This window comes from Actinomyces howellii, assembly GCF_900637165.1.
In the GTDB taxonomy this organism is placed as follows: domain Bacteria; phylum Actinomycetota; class Actinomycetes; order Actinomycetales; family Actinomycetaceae; genus Actinomyces; species Actinomyces howellii.
In genome coordinates this window covers 247,016-268,641 of sequence record NZ_LR134350.1, presented here as the reverse complement: position 1 = coordinate 268,641, position 21,626 = coordinate 247,016, and the positions used below count along the sequence as shown (strand labels likewise).

The following is a 21,626-nucleotide window of genomic DNA, read 5'->3' as shown; positions in this document are numbered from 1 at the left end:
GGGTCGTGGCGGTGCTCAGGACCCGGCGACGGCGCGGGCGATCGAGATCAGCGCGTGCTCCAGCCCCAGGCGTGTCCATCGCCAGCTCAGGCGGTAGGCCACCGGGCCGAGGCGCCCGAAGGTGCGGTGGGCCAGGCTCAGGTGCACCAGGGTGCCTCCGGGGGCTGCCACCAGCCGGATGTCGCGCACGAAACCGGTCGTGCCGTCGTAGCGCCCCGAGGCCATCGTGCACGACCACACGACGCGCCCCTCCTGGCGGTCCTCGAGGCGCCAGCGCATGAGCACCGTGCCACGGCGGGAGGTCTGGCGCTCGACGATCCCGTCGTCTCGCTGCTCGACGACGTCCTTGCCAGACACGGCCCACAGCCTGAGGCTCTCGGGGTCGCCGAGCAGGGCGGCCAGCTCGCTCGGCGGCGCTGAGACGAAGCGCTCGGCGTACAGAACCCGGTCGAGCCCGTAGGCGGCGTAGTCCTGGGTCGTCCGGGGGCGCCCCGCATGAGGCTCGGCGGGTGCGGCGCCCTGGGCGCAGGCCGTCTCGAGCTGGAGCCGCAGGTCGGTCAGGTCGACCTCGAGGTGCTGGAGGAGCCTGCTGGCGGGGCCGTTTCCTGAGGTGAGCGCCCTGAGGGCCTCCAGGCTCGTGGTCGTCGGCCCGGAGCCGCGCTCGACAAGCGCCTCGGAGCCGGAGGACAGGCGGAGCCGTCCGTGGTCGGTGCCGGTGTGAAGGTCGGCCGGGGACAGGGGGGCGGGCCGCAGACCGTCGGGCAGGTGGATGCCCACGGTCGCCAGGTCGGCGTCTGCGAGCTCGTCGACCGCCGCCCGCGCACGGGCGAGCGTCACCCCGTGGCTCCCCAGGAGACGGGCCGCGGTACCACCCTGGGCGATGAGGCCCAGGAGCAGGTGCTCGGGCTCGATCTCTCGATGGCGCAGACGAGCGGCCTCCGCCATCGAGGCGCTCATCCAGGTCGAGTAGTGGCTCATGGTCGTTGAGCGTGTCATCGTCATCTCCTGCGGGTCGGGGCCAGGCCGGGGGCCACGCGCCTGGCGTACTTCTTGTGGACGGCCTGGCGAGAGACGCCCAGCGCCTCAGCGATCTCGGGCCAGCCCATGCCGGCGCGCAGCGCCGCCTCGACCTGGGCGAGCTCGAGGGTGTCGGCCAGGCGCCTGAGTGCGGCGACGGCGCTCAGGCCCGCCTGCGGGCTGGTCGTGTCCACCGCCGCGGCGACGGTGCTCTCAACATCCATGAAAGCAACATAGGTTGACAACTCCCATCCTGTCAACCTATGTTGCTTGCGGGTCGCCCTCCTCACCTCGCCTCGTGGACCGCCGCCACCCGCCACGGCCCCGGCACGAGCACGAGGACGATCTGCCGTGCGGGCCTGGCCGGGACGGTGCGCCGACCGCCGTCACCGGAGACCCGCGTCGAGGCGGCCTGCGACTGGGTGACCTGGACCGCGGTGGCCCCCGGCCACCGCGCGGCGTCGGCGGCGGGGACCTCGACCTGCTCGACGGAGGCCACGTGGGTCTGGAGCCCCTCAACCCTCTCCCCCGCGGCCTCGAGCGCGGCGACCACCTCCTGGTCAGCCAGGGCCGCGGGCGAGCCGGGGACGGTCGTGGCCGCCAGCGCCTGTCCGTCCGCCTCGCCGAGGGCCGCGTCCCGGGCCGCAGCCAGCTCGACGACGACGGTCACGAGGTCGGGCTCGCCCCCGACCGTCACGCCGCCGCCGGCTCCGGGCTCCGTCGTCGCAGCCGCCCAGGGCGTGCCCGTGGCGGTGGCACGGGAGCCCGCTGCGGGAGGGATGCGGGCGGGCTCGGTCACGGGCGGTCGCACCACCGCGACCGCCATGGCCCCTGCGAGCACAAGAGCGGCAACGCCGGTGACCGTCCGCCGCGCCGTACCGCGGCTCGCCTCCCCCGAGGCACCCGGGGCCGTGTTGCGCCGGGAGGACACGAGCCGGGTGGGCCGAGCAGCGGCCGCCCGCAGCGCCCCGGCGGCCAGGCGCGCGCCGTCGGGCAGCTCGATGACACCGGGGCGGCCCAGCTCGGGGACCCGGGCGGTCAGGTCCCGGGCGGTGGGCCGGGCGCGAGGGTCGGCCTCCAGCGCGTCGGCCACGACCCTGTCGACACGTGCCGCCAGGGTCGTGGTCCCGGCCGTGCACGTACGCAGCAGGGCGGCCAGGGAGTAGACGTCCGAGGCGGCTGTTGCCGGGGACCCCCGGTCGCGCTCGGGCGCCGAGCAGCCGTCGGTGCCCCTCTCCAGGGCCCCGGACAGGATGTCGATGAGGACCGCGCCGCCGTCGCAGGACACGACGACGTTGGCCGGGGAGACGTCTCCGTGGGTCAGACCGCACTCGTGGAGGTGGGCCAGGGCGCCGCCGACGTCCTCGAGGAGCCTGGAGGTCTCACCCCGGGTCAGCCCGCCGCGAGCACCCAGGACGACCGCCAGGTCGGCCCCCGCCACGAGATCGACGGTGACCGCCGCGCGCCGCTGAGGCAGGGCGATGACATCGCGCACAGGCGCCAGGCCCGGGTGCCGCCGGGCGCGCAGGTCGGCGAGCCTGCGCAGCGTCCGGGCGCCCTCGGCTCCCTCGGGCAGGTCGACGAGGTGGACGACGACGTCGCGCCCGTGGGAGTCCAGGCCCCGGCGCGGGGCGAGGTGCCCGGGTCGGTCCCGACCCATCGGGCCTCCCAGGCAGACCCCTGCGGCAGCCAGTACCTGGGCCGGGTCCTCGCCCAGGGGGTCGGGATCGGGGTCGTCGTCGCCGGACGGTCGGGAAAGCAGGGCTGTGATCCTCATCCCACCATGGTCCGCACCGGACCTGCGCATCGGCCACCCCCGGGACCTCCTCTGTGGATAACAGGTCACATGCGAGGCACCCCAGGTCCGTCCTCCGGAGGGTCCCCTGACCAGGAGCGGGGAGCCGATCATCTAGGCTGTGGCCGTGGAGCGCATCGACCTCGGCATCGGCGAGCGTCTCGTGCCCTACGCCGAGGGGTGGGCGCTCCAGCGCCGGGTTCACGCCGAGGTGGTCGACGGCGAGCGGCCGAGCACGCTCGTCCTGCTCGAGCACGAGCCCGTCTACACCGTGGGCCGGCGAACCCGCTCCTGGGAGCGGCCCGACCCCCAGGCCGTGCACCCGGTCCCGGTCGTCGACGTCGACCGCGGGGGCAAGGCGACCTGGCACGGGCCGGGACAGCTGACCGTCTACCCCGTCGTCGGGCTCGCGGCTCCCATCGACGTCATCCGGTACGTGCGAGCGCTGGAGGAGGCCGTCATCCAGGTCTGCGCCGGCCGTGGGGTGAGCACGACCCGCGTCGCCGGCCGCTCGGGGGTGTGGGTGCCTGCTGAGCCGGGGGCCGCAGAGGCCCGGCGCCGCACGGAGCGCAAGATCTGCGCGCTGGGGGTCAGGGTGGCTCGTGGGGTGACGATGCACGGCATCGGGCTCAACGTCGACCCCGACCTGTCGGCCTTCGACCTCGAGAGGATCATCCCCTGCGGCATCGCGGACGCCTCGGTGACCTCACTGGCGGCCGAGACCGGCATGAGGCTGCGCGCCGCCGACCTCGCCCCCGAGGTAGCAGCCGCCCTTGAACGGCACCTCGCACCCCTCGTGGCCCAGCCCACTGCCGAGCTCGACGGCGGTCTGGGTCCTGGGTCCCAGACCGCCGTCGACCGGGCATAGACTGGGCGGCCGTACCCGCCGCGCCGGAAAGGAGCAGCCGTGACCGAGACCGTCGCCCCCGAGGGGCGCCGTCTGCTGCGCGTCGAGGCGCGCAACGCGACCACCCCCATCGAGCGCAAGCCCGAGTGGCTGCGGACCAGGGCCGTCGTCTCCCCGACCTACCAGGAGGTCCGGGGCCTGGTCCGCGACAAAGGGCTCCACACCGTGTGCGCCGAGGCGAACTGCCCGAACATCTACGAGTGCTGGAACGACCGGGAGGCCTCCTTCCTCGTCGGCGGCGAGATCTGCACCCGCCGCTGCGACTTCTGCGACATCGCCACCGGCCGTCCCACCGCCTACGACACCGACGAGCCGGCCCGCGTGGCGGACTCCGTGGCCCAGATGCAGCTGCGCTACGCCACGGTCACCGGCGTGGCCCGCGATGACCGACCCGACGGCGGAGCCTGGCTCTACGCCGAGACCGCCCGCCAGATCCACGCCAAGGTGCCCGGCTGCGGCGTCGAGCTGCTCATCCCCGACTTCCGGGTCCGCTCCGAGTCCCTGGCCGAGGTCTTCTCCTCGCGCCCGGAGGTCCTGGCCCACAACCTCGAGACGGTGCCCAGGATCTTCAAGAGCATCCGCCCCGCCTTCTCCTACGAGGGCAGCCTCGAGGTGCTCGCGGCGGCGTCACGGGCGGGGCTGCTCACCAAGTCCAACCTCATCCTGGGCATGGGCGAGACCCGCGAGGAGGTCGAGGAGGCCGTCGACGACCTCGTGGCCGCTGGGGTCGACATCCTCACGATCACCCAGTACATGCGCCCCTCCCCCCTGCACCACCCGGTGGACCGGTGGGTCAAGCCCGAGGAGTTCATCGAGCTCGCCGCCCTCGCCCAGGAGCGGGGAGTGAGCGCCGTCATGAGCGGACCGATGGTGCGCTCGTCCTACCGGTCGGGGATGCTGTGGGGCCGGGCGATGCGCGCCGCCGGTCGGCCGATTCCCGCCAGCATGAGTGACCTGGCCGAGCCCGTGACGGCCCGCCAGGAGGCCAGCGCGGTCCTCGCGCGCCACGGGGGCTCCGGGTCCTGAGGCCGGGGCGCCGCACCTCCTCAGACCGGGGCCGGGTGCAGCGCCGTCGTCGGCTATCGTGGTTGACCGTGAGCACGATCCCCGCCCTCGCCCGGAAGTCGCGCCTTGCACGGTACTTCCAGAACATCAAGGACTCCTACACGATCTCGCGGCGCTCCTACCCGTGGGTCGGGTGGGCGCTGCTCGGCGCCCCGCTCCTCATCATCGGCCTGGCGGTCCTGCTGGCCACGGCCACGGGACAGGCACTGTGGTACTGGCTGGTCATGGCCGTCCTGCTGTCCCTCGTGGCCGACATGGTCATCCTGTCCCTGACCGTGCGCCGGGCCTCCCTGACCCAGATCGAGGGGCACCCGGGAGCGGCCAAGGCGGCCCTCGACCAGATCGGGCGGGGCTGGTACGTCGAGTCCGAGCCGGCTGCGATCAACCTCAAGACCCAGGACGTCGTGTGGCGGGTCGTCGGCCGCCCGGGGATCGTCCTCGTCGTCGAGGGCCCCACCGGACGCACCCAGTCCCTCGTGGCCGACGAGCGCAAGGCCCTCAAGCGCTTCTTGTCCACCGTGCCCGTCCACGTCATCCACGTCGGCGCCGAGACCGGACAGACGCGGCTCGCCGACCTGTCCTCGACGATGCGCAAGCTGCCCACCAAGCCGACCAGGCTCACCGACGCCGAGATCTCCCAGGTCACCAAACGGCTCACCTCCCTGCCCGGCCGCGGGCCGGGAATCCCCAAGGGCATCGACCCGACCAAGGTGCGCCCGGACCGGCGCGCCATGCGGGGGCGCTGAGCCGCCCGTCTCACCGTGTGAGCAGCCAGGGGCCGCTGGCGTGAAACACCGAGGACATCCCGGTGGCACGCCTGCGTCACGGCGACGGCCTATGGTTCATCCCGACGCACGGCTGACGCCGGGCGCCGCACATCACGGACACCCCGTTGGAGGAACCTCATGTTCAAGGATGCTTCGGAGGCACTGGCCTACATCGATGAGGAGGGGATCGAGCTCGTCGACGTGCGATTCTGTGACCTTCCCGGCGTCATGCAGCACTTCACCATCCCGGTGGCGGCCTTCAAGGGCAGCGCCCTGACCGAGGGGCTCATGTTCGACGGGTCATCGATCCGCGGTTTCCAGGCGATCCACGAGTCCGACATGAAGCTCATCCCGGACGTCACGACGGCCTTCCTCGACCCCTTCCGCGAGCACAAGACCCTCGTCATCAACTTCTCGATCGTCGACCCCTTCACCGACGAGGTCTACTCACGCGACCCGCGATCGATCGCCGCCAAGGCCGAGGAGTACCTGCGCTCGACCGGGATCGCCGACACCTGCTACATCGGGGCCGAGGCCGAGTTCTACCTCTTCGACTCCATCGAGTACGAGACGACCCCCGCCTCGACCCGCTACGCCATCGACTCCGCCGAGGCCGCGTGGAACACCGGCCGGGCGGAGGACGGCGGGAACAAGGGCTACAAGACCGCGTTCAAGGCCGGGTACTTCCCGGTCTCCCCCAACGACCAGATGGCTGACATCCGTGACGCCATGGTGGCCACCTGCCTCGAGGCCGGCCTGGTCATCGAGCGCGCCCACCACGAGGTGGGAACCGCCGGTCAGCAGGAGATCAACTACCGCTTCAACTCGCTGCTGGCCGCGGGCGACGACATGATGAAGTTCAAGTACATCGTCAAGAACGAGGCCTGGCGCCAGGGGCGGACCGCCACCTTCATGCCCAAGCCGATCTTCGGAGACAACGGCTCGGGCATGCACTGCCACCACTCGCTGTGGAAGGACGGCAAGCCGCTGTTCTTCGACGAGCGCGGCTACGGTCAGCTCTCTGACATCGCGCGCTGGTACATCGGGGGCATCCTGGCCCACGCCCCGAGCCTGCTGGCCTTCACCAACCCGTCGGTCAACTCCTTCCGCCGCCTGGTGCCCGGATTCGAGGCGCCTGTCAACCTCGTGTACTCGGCGCGCAACCGCTCGGCCTGCATCCGCATCCCGGTCACGGGCTCGTCGCCCAACGCCAAGCGCGTGGAGTACCGGGTGCCTGACCCCTCGAGCAACCCCTACCTGTGCTTCTCGGCGGTGCTCATGGCCGGCATCGACGGCATCCGCAACCGCATCGAGCCCCGCGAGCCCATCGACAAGGACCTCTACGAGCTCGCTCCTGAGGAGTACCACGACATCGACAAGCTCCCCTTCTCCCTCGACCAGGCGCTTGACGCACTCGAGGCCGACCACGACTACCTCACTGAGGGCGACGTGTTCACCCCGGACCTCATCGAGACCTGGATCGACTACAAGCGGACCAACGAGATCGCCCCCCTGCGCCTGCGTCCGCACCCCTACGAGTTCGAGCTCTACTACAGCCTGTGAGCCGGCCCTCCCACCGGCGCACGCACCGCGGCCCGGCGAGCACCCCTCGCCGGGCCGCCGCCGTCGGTGCCCTGAGCGGACCGCCCAGGGACCGTCCTCAAGCACGTGCGAACCACCTTGCCGAGGACGATGACGCATTCCGCTTGACGTGACCAGCTATCCTTCACACCTGGGCGAGCCGGACCGCATATCCCGCCCACTCGAGCGCCTGCCCTCATCGACACAGGAGTCATCCATGAAGCGCACGACATCACCCCTCCTGGGCCTGGTCCTCGCCTCCGCCCTGGCCCTGACAGGCTGCACGAGCGCCTCCGACATCGAGGGCAACGCCGCCGCCTCGGGCGCGGCCTCCATCCCCGCCTACGACACCTCGGCCATCACCACGCAGGAGGAGATCGCCGCCCTCCTGCCGGAGTCCGTCGCGGGCGACGGCAAGCTGACCGTCGGTGCCTCAACCGACTACCCCCCCGCGGAGTTCCGCAACGGGCAGGGAACGCCGGTGGGCTACGACGTCGACCTGACCAAGGCCATCGCCGCCGTGCTGGGCCTGGAGGCCGTCACCGAGCACGCGGAGTTCGACTCGATCATCCCGGCAGTGGGCAGCACCTACGACCTGGGGATCTCCTCCTTCACGATCACCGCCGAGCGGATGGAGGCGGCGACGATGGTCTCGTACATCAACGTCGGTTCCCAGTTCAACGTCCCGCGCGGCAACCCCGAGGGCATCGACCCGTCCAACCCCCTCAACCTGTGCGGCCTGACCATCGGCGTCCAGACCGGCACCGCCCAGGCCGACGCCCTGGACGCCTACTCGGCCGACTGCGTCGCCGCGGGCAAGCCCGCCATCTCCTCCAAGTCGTACACGAAGAACACCGATGCGACGAACGCGCTGGCGGGCAACACCCTCGACGCCGTGTTCGCCGACGCGACCGTGGCCGGCTACGCCCAGATCCAGACCAACGGCGGCGTCGAGGTCGTCGGCGAGGTCATCGACGCCGCCCCGCAGGGCATCGTCGTGGCCAAGGGTGACGACGCCACCGCCCAGGCGGTCCAGCAGGCCGTCCAGTACCTCATGGACAACGGTCACTGGACCGCGATCCTCGAGACCTGGAGCATCGACACCTCCCAGGCGCTGACGACCGCCGAGATCAACCCGGCCGTCTGACCCGGCCACGGACCGGACGTCCCTGCACGACGCCGACGGCCCTGCGGGCCGCGACGACCAGCCCATCACCCCGAGGAGGCCCCATGCTCTCCCACAAGCACACTCCCGTCGAGCTCAACAACGTACGTCCCGTGCCCCATCCCGGACGCTGGATCTCGGCGCTCGTCGTGGCCGTGCTCGCCGCCATGTTCCTGCACGCGCTCGTGACCAACCCGAACCTGCGCTGGGACACCGTGTGGTTCTACTTCCGCTACGACGAGGTGGTCCGGGCCGTGGGATGGACGCTCATCCTGACCGTGGCGGCGATGGCCCTGGGTATCATCCTGGCCTCGGTCACCGCCGTCATGCGTCAGAGCGAGAACCCGGTGCTGCGGGTCGTGTCCTACTTCTACGTGTGGTTCTTCCGCGGCACCCCTGTCTACACCCAGCTCGTGTTCTGGGGGCTCATGCCCGCGCTGTACAACCGGCTGAGCCTGGGTGTCCCCTTCGGACCGGAGTTCTTCACCTTCTCCACCCGCGAGCTGTTCACCGGCGCCTTCGCCGCCATCCTGGGCCTGGGACTCAACGAGGGCGCCTACCTCTCAGAGATCATGCGCTCGGGCCTCAACTCGGTGGACCCCGGTCAGCGGGAGGCGGCCCAGGCCCTGGGCATGAGCAAGGGGCGGATCATGTGGCGCATCATCCTGCCCCAGGCGATGCGGGTCATCGTCCCGCCGACCGGCAACGAGACGATCTCGATGCTCAAGACCACCTCCCTGGTCCTGGCGGTCCCCTTCACCAAGGAGCTGACCTTCGTGGCCAACTCCGCCGGCAGCCGCCTCTTCCAGCCTGTTCCGCTGCTGCTCGTCGCGGCGCTGTGGTACCTCATCATCACCTCGGTGCTCATGGTCGGCCAGCACTACATCGAGCGCTACTACGGGCGCGGCTTTGACGGGGCGAGGAGCGCGAGCAGGAAGCGCCGGGGGATGTCGGCCCGTCAGCAGGCCATCCTCGACTCCCACACGACCAAGGTCGACCCGTTCCAGGAGGTCACGCCGTGAGCGTCAGCACAACACCGAAGGTCGAGATCACCGGCCTGCACAAGTTCTTCGGTGAGAACCACGTCCTGCGGGGGGTGGACCTGACCGTCCCGGCCGGCAGCGTCACGGTCCTCGTGGGCCCCTCGGGCTCGGGCAAGTCGACCCTCCTGCGCTGCATCAACGAGCTGGAGTCGATCGACGCGGGGCGCGTGCGCGTCGACGGCGAGCTCATCGGCATGCGCGAGGTCAGGCGCAACGGGCACGTCGAGCTCCACGCCCTGAGCGACCGGCAGCGGGCCGCCCAGCGCTCCAAGATCGGGATGGTCTTCCAGCGCTTCAACCTCTTCCCCCACATGACGGCCATCCAGAACGTCATGGAGGCCCCGGTGCAGGTGCGCCGGACACCCAAGGCGGAGGCCAGGGCCAGGGGCCTGGAGCTGCTCGATCGCGTGGGCCTTGCCGACAGGGTCGACTTCTACCCCTCCCAGCTCTCGGGAGGCCAGCAGCAGCGCGTGGCCATCGCCCGGGCACTGGCCATGGACCCCGAGCTCATGCTCTTCGACGAGCCGACCTCCGCCCTCGACCCCGAGCTGGTCGGCGAGGTCCTGCGGGTCATGAAGGACCTGGCTGCCTCGGGCATGACGATGGTCGTCGTCACCCACGAGATGGGCTTCGCCCGCGAGGTCGGCGACCAGCTCGTCTTCATGGACGGCGGGGCCATCCGTGAGTCCGGGCACCCCGCCGAGGTCATCGACAACCCCCGGGACGAGCGCACGAGGGCCTTCCTCAACTCCGTGCTCTGAGGGTCGGTCGGGCCCCTGACCCGGCGGGCTCAGGCGCTCCAGTCGCCCTCGTTCCAGTCGACCAGCCGCCAGCCCGAGTGAGGATCACCGTCGACGACCGTGATGCCGGTGTTGCGCATGGGGTGCTCGGCCACCCAGGCGGGGTCGACCCCCGCCGTGGCCAGCGCGACCCACAGGCGCAGCACCGTGCCGTGGGCGACGACCAGCGCGCTGGCCTCGGGGTCCGCCTGCGCGGTCACGGCCTCGATCTCCTCGATGACGCCGTTGAAGCGCTCGAAGGTCTCCGCCCCGTCCTCGGGGCTGCCCGGGATGCGCGCGCCGGTGCGACCCACCATCCAGGAGCGGGTCGTGTCGGTGTAGCAGCGCACGGACCGGGCGTCGGTGTTCATGTCGATCTCCCCGGCCAGGACCTCCCGCAGGCCCGAGCGCACCTGGGCGACCAGTCCCGTGGCCTGCTCGATCGGGGCGATCGTCTCGCGGGCCCGCAGGATCGGGGAGACCCACAGCGAGCCGATCGCCTCGAGGTGGCCTGCTGCGGACAGACGACCGGGCAGGGATCCGGCCTGCTCGAGGCCGACGGCGTCAAGGGGAAGACCGGGAAGGGAGGTGTCGAGGGCACCGGCGACGTTGGACAGGGTGCGCCCGTGGCGCACGAGGATGAGCTTCACGGCCTCATCCTGCCAGGAGCCTGCCGCCAGGGCACGCCGCAGGGTCGGCCGGGGCTCCCGGCGTGCGTCATGACCAGGGGTAGGGCCCGGGGGCCTGAGGCCTGGGACCGCGGCGCGGCGGGCGAGTCGGGGCCGAGGATCCCGCGCGGTGAGGGGCCTGTCCCCCGCGGGAGGCGCCGGGCGCCCCGACCGGGGGGCGTGCCCCGGCGGACCGGTCTGCCCGGGAGGACCCGGGGGCTCCCTGGGGTCCTGCCGATCGGGTCCCGGCCGGCGAGGGCGGAGCAGGGGTGCCGATGGCTCGCCCACCAGGGGCCTCGGCGCGCTCCTCACCGAACAGGACCCGTTCGGCCACGTTCCGAGCGTGACGGGCCGTGCGGCGGTAGACGTCCTCCAGGTCCCGCTCCCGCCCCGGCTCCATGCCCAGGAGCCTGCCGACGAGCCGGATCTCGCGCAGCCGCGAGGGCAGCACGTCGACCTTCGCCCCCCGGTCCCGACCGGTGCTCAGCACGTTGGCCGCCCTCACCCGGGAGGCCAGGACCCAGGCCGCCACGAGGCGCCCGGCGTCGTCAGCGCTCATCAGGCCCTCCCCCGCGGCCGCCTCGAGCACCTCGACGGTCGAGGTCGAGCGCAGCGCCGGCACGGTCGCGGCATGAGCGAGCTGGAGGAGCTGGGCGCACCACTCGACGTCGGACAGTCCTCCCGGCCCGAGCTTGAGGTGGTGGGCGGGGTCGGTTCCGCGCGGAAGGCGCTCTGCCTCCATGCGGGCCTTGAGACGGCGTATCTCCCGCACCCCGGCGTCGTCCAGGCCCTGGCTGCTCCAGCGCAGGGGGTCGATGAGCGTGGTGAAGGCCCTGCCCAGGTCCTCGTCCCCGGCGCAGGGACGCGCCCGCAGCAGCGCCTGCCGCTCCCACACCGCCCCCCACCTCCGGTAGTACCGGGCGTAGGAGGCCAGGGAGCGGCTCATCGGCCCCTGACGGCCCTCGGGACGCAGGTCGGCGTCGACGTCGAGGGCGTGGGGGCGGGCCTGGACCAGCAGGCGTACCGTCCACCGGGCCACGGACTCCGCCTCGGCGGCCGCGGAGTCGGGGTCTGCTCCCCTGACCGGCTCGTGAACGAACAGCACGTCAGCGTCCGAGGCGTAGGTGACCTCCTCGCCTCCCAGGCGGCCCATGGCCACGACGGCGTGGCGGGCGGTGGCGCCCGCCACCGCCCCGGGCACCGCGGGAGCGCCGTCGCGCTGAGCCACGACAAGTGCGAGAGCCACCTCCAGGGCGCCACCCAGGACGGCGTCGGTCGCGTCGGTGAGCATCCGCGCGGTGCGCACCGGGTCGATGCCGTCCAGGGAGTCGGCCAGGGCAGCGCGGATGAGCTCGCGGGTGCGCACCCTGGCGACGGCTCTGACGGCCTCGACGGCCTGCTCCTCCAGCCCGCCGGGGTCCGGGGCGTCCAGGGCACGGCGGCTCAGGACGTGCTCGACCTCCGAGCGCAGGGCCTGCGCGGGGCGCGGGACGAGCTCGGCGTCGTCATCGAGCCACGTGACCGACTCGGGCAGCTCGGCCACGAGGTCGGAGGTCCACGGAGCCCCCGACAGCACCTGGCACAGACGGCGGGCCGCCGAGGAGGAGTCGCGCAGCATGCCCAGGTACCAGTGTGACCCGCCGATGGACTCCGAGAGCCGGCGGAAGGACAGCAGACCGTTGTCGGGGTCGGGCCCCTGCCCGAGCCAGCCGATGATGACCGGCAGGAGCTGGCGCTGGATCGCGGCTCGCCGGCTCACCCCCTCGGTGAGGGCCTGGATGTGGTGCATGGCGCCGTCGGGGTCGAGGTAGCCCACCGCGGCCAGCCGCGCCCGGGCCGCCTCTGGGCTCAGGGTCATCTCCTCGTCGGTCAGGGCGGCCGCGGCGGTGAGCACCGGACGGTAGTAGATCTCCTCGTGCAGGGCCCGCACCTGGCGGCGCACCGCGGTGAAGGTCGCCCACAGCGCCTCGGGGTCGCCCAGGGTGTGGCGGTCGATCCCGCGGCCGATCCGGCGCAGCGCCTCGGGAGCCGAGGGCAGCTCGTGGGTACGCCGCAGGCCGTAGAGCTGGCAGCGGTGCTCGAGCAGGCGCAGCGTCCGGTAGCAGTCGCCGAGCACTCCCGCGGCGCTGCGGCTCACGTAGCCCCCCGTCGTCAGCTCCTCGAGGCCGTCGAGCGTCGAGCGCACGTGGAGGCGCTCGTCGCCGCGGCCGTGGACGAGCTGGAGCAGCTGGACGGTGAACTCCACGTCGCGCAGCCCGCCGGGGCCGAGCTTGATGCGCCGGTCGTCGGCACCCAGACGTCGTGACTCGTTCTCCACCCGGCGCCTCATGGCACGGGCGTCGTCAACGAAGTTCTCCCGGGTCGAGGCCGACCAGATGAAGGGGGAGATCCCCTCCTCGTAGGCGGCTCCCAGATCCCTGTCACCTGCGCAGGCACGAGCCTTGAGCAGGGCCTGGAACTCCCACGAGGAGGCCCAGCGCTCGTAGTAGGCCAGGTGGGAGGCCAGCGTGCGCACGAGGGCACCGTCCTTGCCCTCGGGCCGCAGCGCCGTGTCCAGCGGCCACAGCGGCGGCTCGAGGGCGGTGGCCGAGGTCACCCGGGCGAGCTCGGAGGCCAGCTCGGAGCCGACTGCGACGAGCTCGTCCTCGGGCACCTGGGCGCCTCGGGCCGGTCCCACGACGTAGACGACGTCGACGTCCGAGACGTAGTTGAGCTCGCGCGCCCCGGCCTTGCCCATGGCGATGACGGCCAGGGCGGTGCGCCGGGCCGCGGGCCCGACGACGGCGCGAGCGATCTGCAGGCCGGCCTCGATGGCGGCGTCGGCCAGCTGGGTCATGCGCTCGCCGACGATCACCATGTGCGCCGCCGGGTCGTCGCTGGTCAGGTCGTCGGCCGCGACCGCCAGGAGGCGTTCGCGGTAGGCGACCCGCACGGCCGCCGTGGCCTCCTCGGCTGCCCGCCGCACCGGCACCTCCCCCTCCCGGGCCAGGGCCAGGCTGGCCGCCCGGCCCAGGGCATGGGCGATCGTCGGCTCACCGGGGGCGTCGACAGCCCGCAGCGGCGACAGGGAGTCGAGGCACTCGGGGTGGGACACGAGGAAGTCCCCCAGGGCCCGGGACGAGCCCAGGACCGCCAGGAGCCGACGCAGGTGGGTCAGGGGGACCTGCTCCGACGTCCTGTCCGACGTCGTGTCCGGCTCCTCGTCCTCCGCCTCGCCCTGGGCCTGCCCACCGACCGGCTCCGGCGGACCAGGAGGGGAGCCGCAGGCCAGGGAGGCGAGGAGCTCGCCCAGGACACGCCGGGGCCCTCCGCCCACCCCGTGGACCGCACCGGCCAGGCGCACGAGGGTGAGCAGCGCGAGGTCCGGGTCGGCAGTGGCCGCCAGCTCCTCGACGAGACGGGAGCGCGACGGGTCGAAGTGGGGGCCGCCCCGGGAACCGGGACCTGCGGGGCCCAGCCGCCCGTCAGGACCCGGCGAGCCCTGGCTACCCCCCGCAGCAGGCAGCCAGTGGTCGAGGGCCGGGTCGGCCAGGCAGGCCCGGGCCCTGTCGAGCTCGGCGAAGCCGGCGCGCGCCAGGCGGCTGCGCGGGCTGCCCCGCCGAGGCCCGGACCAGGGGTCGATGCGCTCGGTCATGCGGTCGTCCCCTCCTCGCGCTTCTTAGGACCGGGGGAAGAACTGGTTGATCTCGTAGTCGGTCACCTGGGCGTCGTAGGCCATGAACTCCCGGCGCTTGTTGCGCATGAAGAACTCGAAGGCCGCCTCGCCCAGGGTGTCGGCCACGAGGTCGGACCCGCTCATCGCCGCCACGGCGCTCTTGAGCGAGGTCGGCAGGGCGCCGATGCCCAGGGCCTGCCTCTCGCCCTCGGTCAGCGCCCACACGTCGTCCTCGGCCTCGGGTGGCAGCTCGTAGCCCTCCTCGATGCCCTTGAGGCCCGCGGCAAGGATGACGGCGTAGGCCAGGTAGGGGTTGGCCGCAGGGTCGAGGGAGCGGTACTCGACCCGGACCGACTGGCCCTTGCCCGGCTTGTGCATAGGCACCCGGACGAGGGCTGAGCGGTTGTTGTGCCCCCAGCACACGTAGCTGGGGGCCTCCCCACCGCCCCACAGCCGCTTGTAGGAGTTGACGTGCTGGTTGGTGACCGCCGAGATCTCGTTGGCGTGGCGGAGCAGGCCGGCGATGAAGGACCGGCCGGTCGAGGAGAGCTGGTACTGGCCGGAGGGGTCGTAGAAGGCGTTGCGGTCGCCCTCGAACAGGGAGAAGTGGGTGTGCATCCCCGAGCCCGGCTGGTCGACGAAGGGCTTGGGCATGAACGTCGCCAGGCAGCCCTCCTGGAGGGCGACCTCCTCGACGACCGCACGGAAGGTCATGATGTTGTCCGCCATGGACAGGGCGTCGGCGAAGCGCAGGTCGATCTCGTTCTGGCCCGGGCCACCCTCGTGGTGGGAGAACTCCACCGAGATGCCCATCTGCTCGAGCATGAGGCAGGCCCGACGGCGGAACTCATGGGCCGTGCCCCCTGGCACGTGGTCGAAGTACCCCGCGTAGTCGGTGGGCTGGATCCTGCCGGCCTCGTCGCGCTTGACGAGGTAGAACTCGATCTCGGGGTGGACGTAGCAGGTGAAGCCCGCGTCGGCCACACGTGCCAGCTGGCGCTCGAGCACGGCGCGGGGATCGGTCCGGGCCGGCTCGCCGTCGGGGGTCAGGACGTCGCAGAACATGCGGGCCACCCCGTTGGTGCCGTTGCGCCACGGGAGCATCTGGAAGGTCGAGGGGTCCGGGGACAGGAGCATGTCGGCCTCGAAGACCCGGGTGAGGCCCTCGATGGCCGAGCCGTCGAAGCCGATGCCCTCCTCGAAGGCCCCCTCGACCTCGGCCGGGGCGATGGCCACCGACTTGAGCTGACCCAGGACGTCGGAGAACCACAGCCGGATGAAGCGGATGTCGCGCTCCTCGATCGCGCGGAACACGTACTCCTGCTGCTTGTCCATCGGCGATGCCCTCCCAGGTCGGTGGCGCCTCCTGCCCGCGCCGTGCCCCCATCATGCACCGTCTTGGTGTCATGCGCGTTGCGTCACCCCACCGCGGGAGCACTGAGCCGATCATCTAGGCTGGACGGCATGTCGACCACCGGCTCCTCAGACACCAGCGCCCGCTCGACCCTGGCCGGACAGGCCCGGGTGAGGGTCCACCACCTGTCACAGGCTAAGGCCCGCGGCGAGCAGATCGTCATGCTCACCGCCTACGACGCCGTCACCGCGCGGATCCTGGACAGCGCCGGGACGGACGTGCTTCTCGTCGGGGACTCGATGGGCAACGTCATGCTCGACCACGGCTCCACACTGCCGGTCACGATGGAGGAGATGCTCGTGGCCACCCGCTCGGTGGCCCGGGCCACCGAGCGGGCGCTCGTGCTCGCCGACCTGCCCTTCGGCAGCTACGAGTCCGGTCCGCACGAGGCGCTGGCCAACGCCGTCAGGCTGGTCAAGGCCGGCGCGCACGCCGTCAAGCTCGAGGGCGGCAGCGTGCGCAGCGAGTCGGTGCGCCTCATCAGCCAGGCGGGCATCCCGGTCTTCGGACACATCGGATTCACCCCGCAGTCGGTCAACGCGCTCGGCGGCTACCGGGTCCAGGGACGAGGCGACGACGCCGCCGAGGGCCTCGTGGCCGACGCCCTCGCCCTGGCGGAGGCCGGCGCCGTCGCGTTCATCGTCGAGATGGTGCCCGAGCCGGTCGGTGCCCGGATCACCCGCGAGTGCCCGGTGCCGATCATCGGCATCGGCGCCGGCGCCCGGTGCGACGGCCAGGTCCTCGTGTGGACGGACATGGCCGGGATGTCGGAGTGGTCACCCCGCTTCGCAGCGCGTTTCGGCCAGGTCGGGGAGGCGCTGCGGGAGGCGGCACGATCCTTCGGCACCGCCGTCCGGGACGGCTCCTTCCCGGCAGCGGAGCACTGGTTCAGCTCCTGAGGACGACCCCCGGGTCACAGGCCCTCGGGGTGCTCCCAGTCGATCGGGACCGGGACGATGCCCTCGAAGGCCGAGGTGATGTCCTTGGACGGGAAGGTCACTCCCTGGTCCGCGGGGTCGTAGGCCCAGCGGATGAGCGTGGGCGAGCCGTCGGGAGCGGTGGGGTCGACCTCGACGCTCGTGATCGCGCAGTTGGCCATCGGGGCCCAGCCGTAGACCTCCAGGCCGATCCACCGGCTCATGATCGTCATGATCGTCATGCCGTGGGAGACGACGAGCACCTCCTCGCCGTCGTGGGCGGCCCCCTGCGCGGCCGCCGCACGCAGGTCGGCCACGACCCGGGCGATCGCCCCGTCGATGTCGGCCAGGTAGTCGCGCGCGTGGATCCCCTCGGGCGCGCCGGGGTGGGTGCCGGTCAGGACGGGAGGCAGGTGCTCCTCGGTGGGCAGTGCGGCGTGCATCTCAGGGTCGGGTCCGCCGTCGTAGATGCCGTAGTTGTACTCCCGCAGCCCGATGAGGTTGACCGGCACGACCTCGGGGTGGGGCTCCAGGAGGATCGAGGCGGTCTCCTGGACACGGCCCTGCGGGCTGAGGTAGGCCCTGGTCAAGGGGGTCTGCGCGAGATGGTCCCGGCAGACCTCCACCCCCTTGCGTCCTTCGGGGGTGAGCGGGGAGTCGGCGGCACCCTGGGTGCGACGCAGCTCGTTGAGGACGGTGCGACCGTGTCGCACAAAGTGGATCTTCGCCATATGGCCATCGTATGACAGGAGCCCGGTCACCGGGGCGGATCGGCGGCGTCATGTCAAGGCGAGGACCTGCCGCCTCCCGGACCGACCACACGCTCCTATGCTGTGGCCATGAGTTCGTCCACGAGTTCGTCCATGACAGCCCTGGCCGACCGCGCGCCGCGCGGGACGCTGACCAAGGGCGAGGTGGGGCCGCCGCGGAAGGTCCCCGGCTCGATCCCCCGCCCCGAGTACATGTTCCACGACGGTCCTGAGCGGGTGACCGCCTCCGACGTCAAGAACCCCGGGACCGTCGAGCGCATCCGTGCCGCCGGCCGGCTCGCAGCGCGCGCGCTGGCTCAGGCGGCCAGCGCGATCGCCCCCGGGGTGACCACCGACGAGCTCGACCGCATCGCCCACGAGTACCTGTGCGACCACGGCGCCTACCCCTCCTGCCTGGGCTACATGGGCTTCCCCAAGTCGATCTGCACCTCGGTCAACGAGGTGATCTGCCACGGCATCCCGGACTCCACCGTGCTCAAGGACGGCGACCTCATCAACCTGGACGTGACCGCCTACCTCGACGGCGTCCACGGTGACACCAACGCCACCTTCCCGGTGGGCGAGGTCGACGAGGAGACCGCCCTGCTCATCTCCCGCACCCGTACCGCCATGGAGCGCGGCATCCGCGCGGTGCGCCCCGGACGGGAGGTCAACGTCATCGGACGGGTCATCGAGGCCTACGCCCGGCGCTTCGACTACGGGGTCGTGCGCGACTACACCGGTCACGGCGTGGGCGAGGCCTTCCACTCGGGCCTCATCATCCCCCACTACGACTCCGCTCCCCTGCACGACGAGGTCATGGAGGTGGGCATGGTCTTCACGATCGAGCCCATGCTCACCCTGGGCGGTGTCGACTGGGAGCAGTGGGACGACGGGTGGACCGTGGTGACGCGGGACCGCTCCCGGACCGCGCAGTTCGAGCACACCCTCGTCGTCACCGAGGACGGCGCCGAGGTACTCACCCTGCCCTGAGAACCTGGCACCCGACCGGGGCGTCATGACGCTGACGGCGCGGACCAGCCCCGACGCCCTGGCAACCACCATGTCACCGAGTGGGACATGTCGGCTCCCACCGTATACATTCAGCCGACTGAGGGCGCTTGTCGCCGCACCCGCTCCCGACCACTCATCCCGGAGGCCCCCATGGCTCTGCGTTTCAACCCACCGCCGAACTGGCCCGCCCCACCCGAGGGATTCACCCCTCCGGCAGGATGGCAGCCCGACCCGGAGTGGGGCCCCGCGCCCGACGGCTGGCAGCTGTGGGTCGAGGAGCCGACCGCCGTCATGGGAACCGGCTCAGCGCCCCAGGCGCCCTCGGCCCCCGACGCCGGCTGGGCACCCACACAGGCCGTGCCGACCCAGCCCTCCGCCCCGTCGGTCGGCTCTGCGGCGGTCGCGGGGGCCTACGCGGCCACGAGCCACCCCCAGGCCCAGCCCGGGGTCCACCCCCAGTCGCAGGCTCCCTACCAGGCCCAGCCCGCGGCCTACCCCCAGTCGCCGACCCCCTACCAGGCCCAGACCAGCACCTACCCCCCTCAGGGGCAGTGGCAGCCGGTGAGCGGGGCCCCCGCGGCGGCGGCATCCGTTCCCGTGACCAGGAAGTGGTGGTTCTGGGCGCTCATCGCAGGAGTGGCGGTCATCCTCGTCATCGCTCTCGTCGTGGCCCTGACCAGCAACGACTCCGGCTCCCCCACCGGGGTGGCCACCCGCACCTCCGAGCCCGAGGTCCCCACGACCCAGGAGCCGACCCAGACCCCCAGCGGCAGCTCCTTGGGGACCAAGACCGCCGGCCCGACGACCGCGGCGCCGACGCCGACGCCAACGCCGACGGGCACGACGAAGCACACCACCGAGTTGGCGGTTGGGGACTGCGTCGTCACCGACACGTCCGCAACCGTGGTGTCGACCGTCGAGGTCGTCGACTGTGCCGAGCCTCACAACTACGAGGTCTTCCTGCTCCACACCCTGACCGACGCCTCCCTGCCCGACTCGGCGACGATGGATCAGTACGCACAGGACGCATGCCTGCCCGCCTTCAACGAGTACGTCGGGATCGAGTACGCCTACTCGTCCTACGGCATCACGACGCTCAGCCCCAAGGAGACCTCGTGGGCCCTGGGCGACCGCACCCTCAAGTGCCTCATCGCCAGCATGGACGACACCGAGCTCGTCGGGTCGGCCAGAGGGACGGCGAAGTAGGTCGCCGTGGTTCGGGCCGGCCGCGGTCACGGGCCGCCCGCCACGGGTTGAACTACCCGTCCGAGCATGTCCGCAGGCATGTGCCTCGGCCCACAAGCCGTGTACATTCGTGACCGGCCTGCGCGACGCGTCGCCTGTCCGTCTCATCGTCTTTCCGGAGGTTCCTCATGGCCCTGCGTTTCAACCCCCCGCCGAACTGGCCTGCCCCGCCCGAAGGATTCAACCCCCCGGCTGGCTGGCAGCCCGACCCCGCGTGGGGACCCGCGCCCGAGGGGTGGCAGCTCTGGGTCGAGGACTCCGCGACGAGCCCTGGCTCCGGCTCGGCCCCGCAGGCAGCCTCGGCGCCCGACGCCGGGTGGGCTCCCACGCAGGCGGTGTCGACGGGCTCGTCCCCAGTGGCCGACCCGACGGGACAGTCGGCCTCAGCGCCCGCGGGCGACTACTCGGCGACCTCCGCGCCCATCGGGACCTCGGCGCCGGTCGTGGGCTCGGCATCCTCCTCCGCGCCCTACTCGGGAGGCGACTACGCACAGGCGCCGACGCCATATCACAGCGCACCGCTTGGTGGCGGCCAGGTGCCGCCCACAGGAACCTGGCAGGGCGGCGCCCCTGTGCCCGGGCCCGGGGGGCCGGGGGGCTCCAAGCCGCTGACGCAGCAGTGGTGGCTGTGGGCGATCATCGCCGGGGTCGCCGTCATCATCATCATCGCCATCGTGGCGCTCCTGGCCGGCGGCGGAGGCTCGGAGTCCAGCTCCGGCAGCCGCACGACGACGCGGTCGACGACCTCCACGGAGGCCCCCGCGCCGTCGGAGGAGTCGTCGGAGGAGCCGTCGGCGGCGCCCGGTGAGCAGGAGCCCAGCTCGAGCTCGGATCGGGGTTACTCGGAGTCCAACCCTGCCGATCCCGCGACGGACATCCTGACCTTCAAGGCCAGCGAGTACAGCACCGACCCGAATGCCTCGATCGAGGTCAGCTTCGGGGAGATCAACTGGAACGGTGGGGAGTCGCTCAAGCAGGCCCTGGCGTCCGCGGGCTATGAGTCCCTCTACACGGAGCCGCCTGCCGGCAAGGTCTACCTGCGCGTCCTGGTCGAGGTCACCTACCACGGCACGGGACAGTTCAGCTCCTACGACCTGAGCGTCGACTACGTCAACGGCGGCAACAGCGTCGAGGCCGAGTACTCGATGAGCCCCGACGAGTTCAAGGAGCAGGACATGCCGCGCGACGGCGGCAAGGCTCAGGGCTACATCACCTTCCTTGTCGACGAGAACCTGGCCAACTCCGGCGCCTTCGCCGTGACCGCCTTCTACGGCAGCACGGAGATGTACATGTCCGCGAAGTGAGGTCCGCTGGCCTGCGGCGTCGTCGGCGCCGCCAGGAGCAGCACGACGAGGACGGCGCCCCCCAGGGAGGAACCTGGGAGGGCGCCGTCCTCGGTGTCCTCGGTGTCCTCGGTGTCGCGGCGCTGCGCGACAGGGTCGTCGGGGCGGACGAGCCGACCTGTACGCCGGGTTCTGTTACCGCCCACCGTTACCGGTCCTGGGCGGCGGCGACCATCCATCTTGGGCCACCGTTGCCGATGGCCTCACGCGACCTACCCGCAGGCTCGGGCGAGCAGCCCTCGAACGCCTGCTGTGCGGTCTTGCTCCGGACGGGGTTTACCGAGCCGCGACGGTCACCCGTCGCGCTGGTGGGCTCTTACCCCACCGTTTCACCCTCACCAGCGTGTGCTGGCGGTCTGTTCTCTGTGGCACTGTCCCGCGGGTCACCCCGGGTGGCTGTTAGCCACCGCCCTGCTCTGTGGAGCCCGGACGTTCCTCGACCCCTGGTCACCCAGGGACGCCGCGGCCGCCCGGTCGGCTCGTCCGCGTCCCGATCCTAACG

The 21,626-nt window shown here is 71.9% G+C and carries 18 protein-coding genes and 1 other RNA gene; 11 read left to right on the top strand and 8 right to left on the bottom strand.

The annotated features are described in order from the left end of the window. Window positions 1-15: 15 nt before the first annotated feature. From EL245_RS01210 to EL245_RS01200, 3 genes are all read right to left on the bottom strand, one after another. On the bottom strand, window positions 16-996 hold the full coding sequence (locus EL245_RS01210; protein ID WP_232009820.1) for a Clp protease N-terminal domain-containing protein: 981 nt from the start codon (window positions 994-996) through the stop codon (window positions 16-18). Between the two features lie 2 nt (window positions 997-998). Beyond that, on the bottom strand, window positions 999-1,241 hold the full coding sequence (locus tag EL245_RS01205; RefSeq protein ID WP_126381338.1) for a hypothetical protein: 243 nt from the start codon (window positions 1,239-1,241) through the stop codon (window positions 999-1,001). Window positions 1,242-1,303: 62 nt separating this feature from the next. Beyond that, a complete protein-coding gene (locus tag EL245_RS01200) occupies window positions 1,304-2,794 on the bottom strand; it encodes a protein kinase domain-containing protein (RefSeq protein ID WP_126381336.1) in 1,491 nt (496 codons plus the stop codon). Window positions 2,795-2,939: 145 nt separating this feature from the next. Here EL245_RS01200 and lipB point away from each other — a divergent pair, with 145 nt between their 5' ends. The 7 genes from lipB (at window position 2,940) to EL245_RS01165 (ending at window position 10,101) form a co-directional block, all read left to right on the top strand. Further along, window positions 2,940-3,680, top strand: a complete 741-nt coding sequence (gene lipB, locus EL245_RS01195; protein WP_126381334.1) for a lipoyl(octanoyl) transferase LipB — start codon at window positions 2,940-2,942, stop codon at window positions 3,678-3,680. A gap of 39 nt (window positions 3,681-3,719) precedes the next feature. Beyond that, window positions 3,720-4,745 (top strand): lipoyl synthase, encoded by a 1,026-nt coding sequence (locus EL245_RS01190; RefSeq protein ID WP_126381332.1) that lies wholly within the window; start codon window positions 3,720-3,722, stop codon window positions 4,743-4,745. A 68-nt stretch (window positions 4,746-4,813) separates the two neighbouring features. After that, window positions 4,814-5,530 carry a DUF4191 domain-containing protein gene (locus EL245_RS01185; protein WP_232009819.1) on the top strand — a complete coding sequence of 239 codons (717 nt, stop codon included), beginning with the start codon at window positions 4,814-4,816 and terminating at the stop codon, window positions 5,528-5,530. Window positions 5,531-5,689: 159 nt separating this feature from the next. After that, window positions 5,690-7,114: a type I glutamate--ammonia ligase gene (glnA, locus tag EL245_RS01180; RefSeq protein ID WP_126381328.1), complete on the top strand. Its 1,425-nt coding sequence runs from the start codon at window positions 5,690-5,692 to the stop codon at window positions 7,112-7,114. Between the two features lie 235 nt (window positions 7,115-7,349). Continuing rightward, window positions 7,350-8,279: an ABC transporter substrate-binding protein gene (locus tag EL245_RS01175; RefSeq protein ID WP_126381326.1), complete on the top strand. Its 930-nt coding sequence runs from the start codon at window positions 7,350-7,352 to the stop codon at window positions 8,277-8,279. Between the two features lie 83 nt (window positions 8,280-8,362). After that, window positions 8,363-9,319 (top strand): amino acid ABC transporter permease, encoded by a 957-nt coding sequence (locus EL245_RS01170; RefSeq protein WP_126381324.1) that lies wholly within the window; start codon window positions 8,363-8,365, stop codon window positions 9,317-9,319. Next, on the top strand, window positions 9,316-10,101 hold the full coding sequence (locus tag EL245_RS01165; protein ID WP_126381322.1) for an amino acid ABC transporter ATP-binding protein: 786 nt from the start codon (window positions 9,316-9,318) through the stop codon (window positions 10,099-10,101). The genes EL245_RS01170 and EL245_RS01165 overlap by 4 nt, the downstream gene beginning before the upstream one ends. 29 nt (window positions 10,102-10,130) lie before the next feature. Here the strand turns inward: EL245_RS01165 and EL245_RS01160 are convergent, their stop codons facing one another. From EL245_RS01160 to glnA (EL245_RS01150), 3 genes are all read right to left on the bottom strand, one after another. Next, window positions 10,131-10,769 (bottom strand): histidine phosphatase family protein, encoded by a 639-nt coding sequence (locus tag EL245_RS01160; protein WP_126381320.1) that lies wholly within the window; start codon window positions 10,767-10,769, stop codon window positions 10,131-10,133. Window positions 10,770-10,836: 67 nt separating this feature from the next. After that, a complete protein-coding gene (locus tag EL245_RS01155) occupies window positions 10,837-14,421 on the bottom strand; it encodes a bifunctional [glutamine synthetase] adenylyltransferase/[glutamine synthetase]-adenylyl-L-tyrosine phosphorylase (RefSeq protein WP_126381318.1) in 3,585 nt (1,194 codons plus the stop codon). A 24-nt stretch (window positions 14,422-14,445) separates the two neighbouring features. Then, window positions 14,446-15,777, bottom strand: a complete 1,332-nt coding sequence (gene glnA / locus EL245_RS01150; RefSeq protein WP_126381316.1) for a type I glutamate--ammonia ligase — start codon at window positions 15,775-15,777, stop codon at window positions 14,446-14,448. A gap of 129 nt (window positions 15,778-15,906) precedes the next feature. On the opposite strand from glnA (EL245_RS01150), the gene panB reads away from it, so the two are divergent. Continuing rightward, complete coding sequence (gene panB, locus EL245_RS01145; RefSeq protein ID WP_126381314.1) at window positions 15,907-16,755, top strand: 3-methyl-2-oxobutanoate hydroxymethyltransferase; 849 nt, start codon at window positions 15,907-15,909, stop codon at window positions 16,753-16,755. A gap of 14 nt (window positions 16,756-16,769) precedes the next feature. Here the strand turns inward: panB and EL245_RS01140 are convergent, their stop codons facing one another. Then, window positions 16,770-17,504, bottom strand: a complete 735-nt coding sequence (locus EL245_RS01140) for a histidine phosphatase family protein (RefSeq protein ID WP_126381312.1) — start codon at window positions 17,502-17,504, stop codon at window positions 16,770-16,772. 108 nt (window positions 17,505-17,612) lie between these two features. Here EL245_RS01140 and map point away from each other — a divergent pair, with 108 nt between their 5' ends. The 3 genes from map to EL245_RS01125 all read left to right on the top strand — a co-directional run bounded on the left by map (window position 17,613) and on the right by EL245_RS01125 (window position 21,085). Further along, the gene (gene map / locus EL245_RS01135; protein ID WP_126381310.1) at window positions 17,613-18,515 is read left to right on the top strand and encodes a type I methionyl aminopeptidase; all 903 of its coding nucleotides are present in this window, start codon (window positions 17,613-17,615) and stop codon (window positions 18,513-18,515) included. A 171-nt stretch (window positions 18,516-18,686) separates the two neighbouring features. After that, a complete protein-coding gene (locus EL245_RS01130; RefSeq protein WP_126381308.1) occupies window positions 18,687-19,742 on the top strand; it encodes a septum formation family protein in 1,056 nt (351 codons plus the stop codon). A gap of 167 nt (window positions 19,743-19,909) precedes the next feature. Beyond that, the gene (locus tag EL245_RS01125) at window positions 19,910-21,085 is read left to right on the top strand and encodes a hypothetical protein (protein ID WP_126381306.1); all 1,176 of its coding nucleotides are present in this window, start codon (window positions 19,910-19,912) and stop codon (window positions 21,083-21,085) included. Window positions 21,086-21,229: 144 nt separating this feature from the next. Here the strand turns inward: EL245_RS01125 and rnpB are convergent. Continuing rightward, window positions 21,230-21,606: RNase P RNA component class A (gene rnpB / locus EL245_RS01120), an RNA gene on the bottom strand. Window positions 21,607-21,626: the final 20 nt, after the last annotated feature.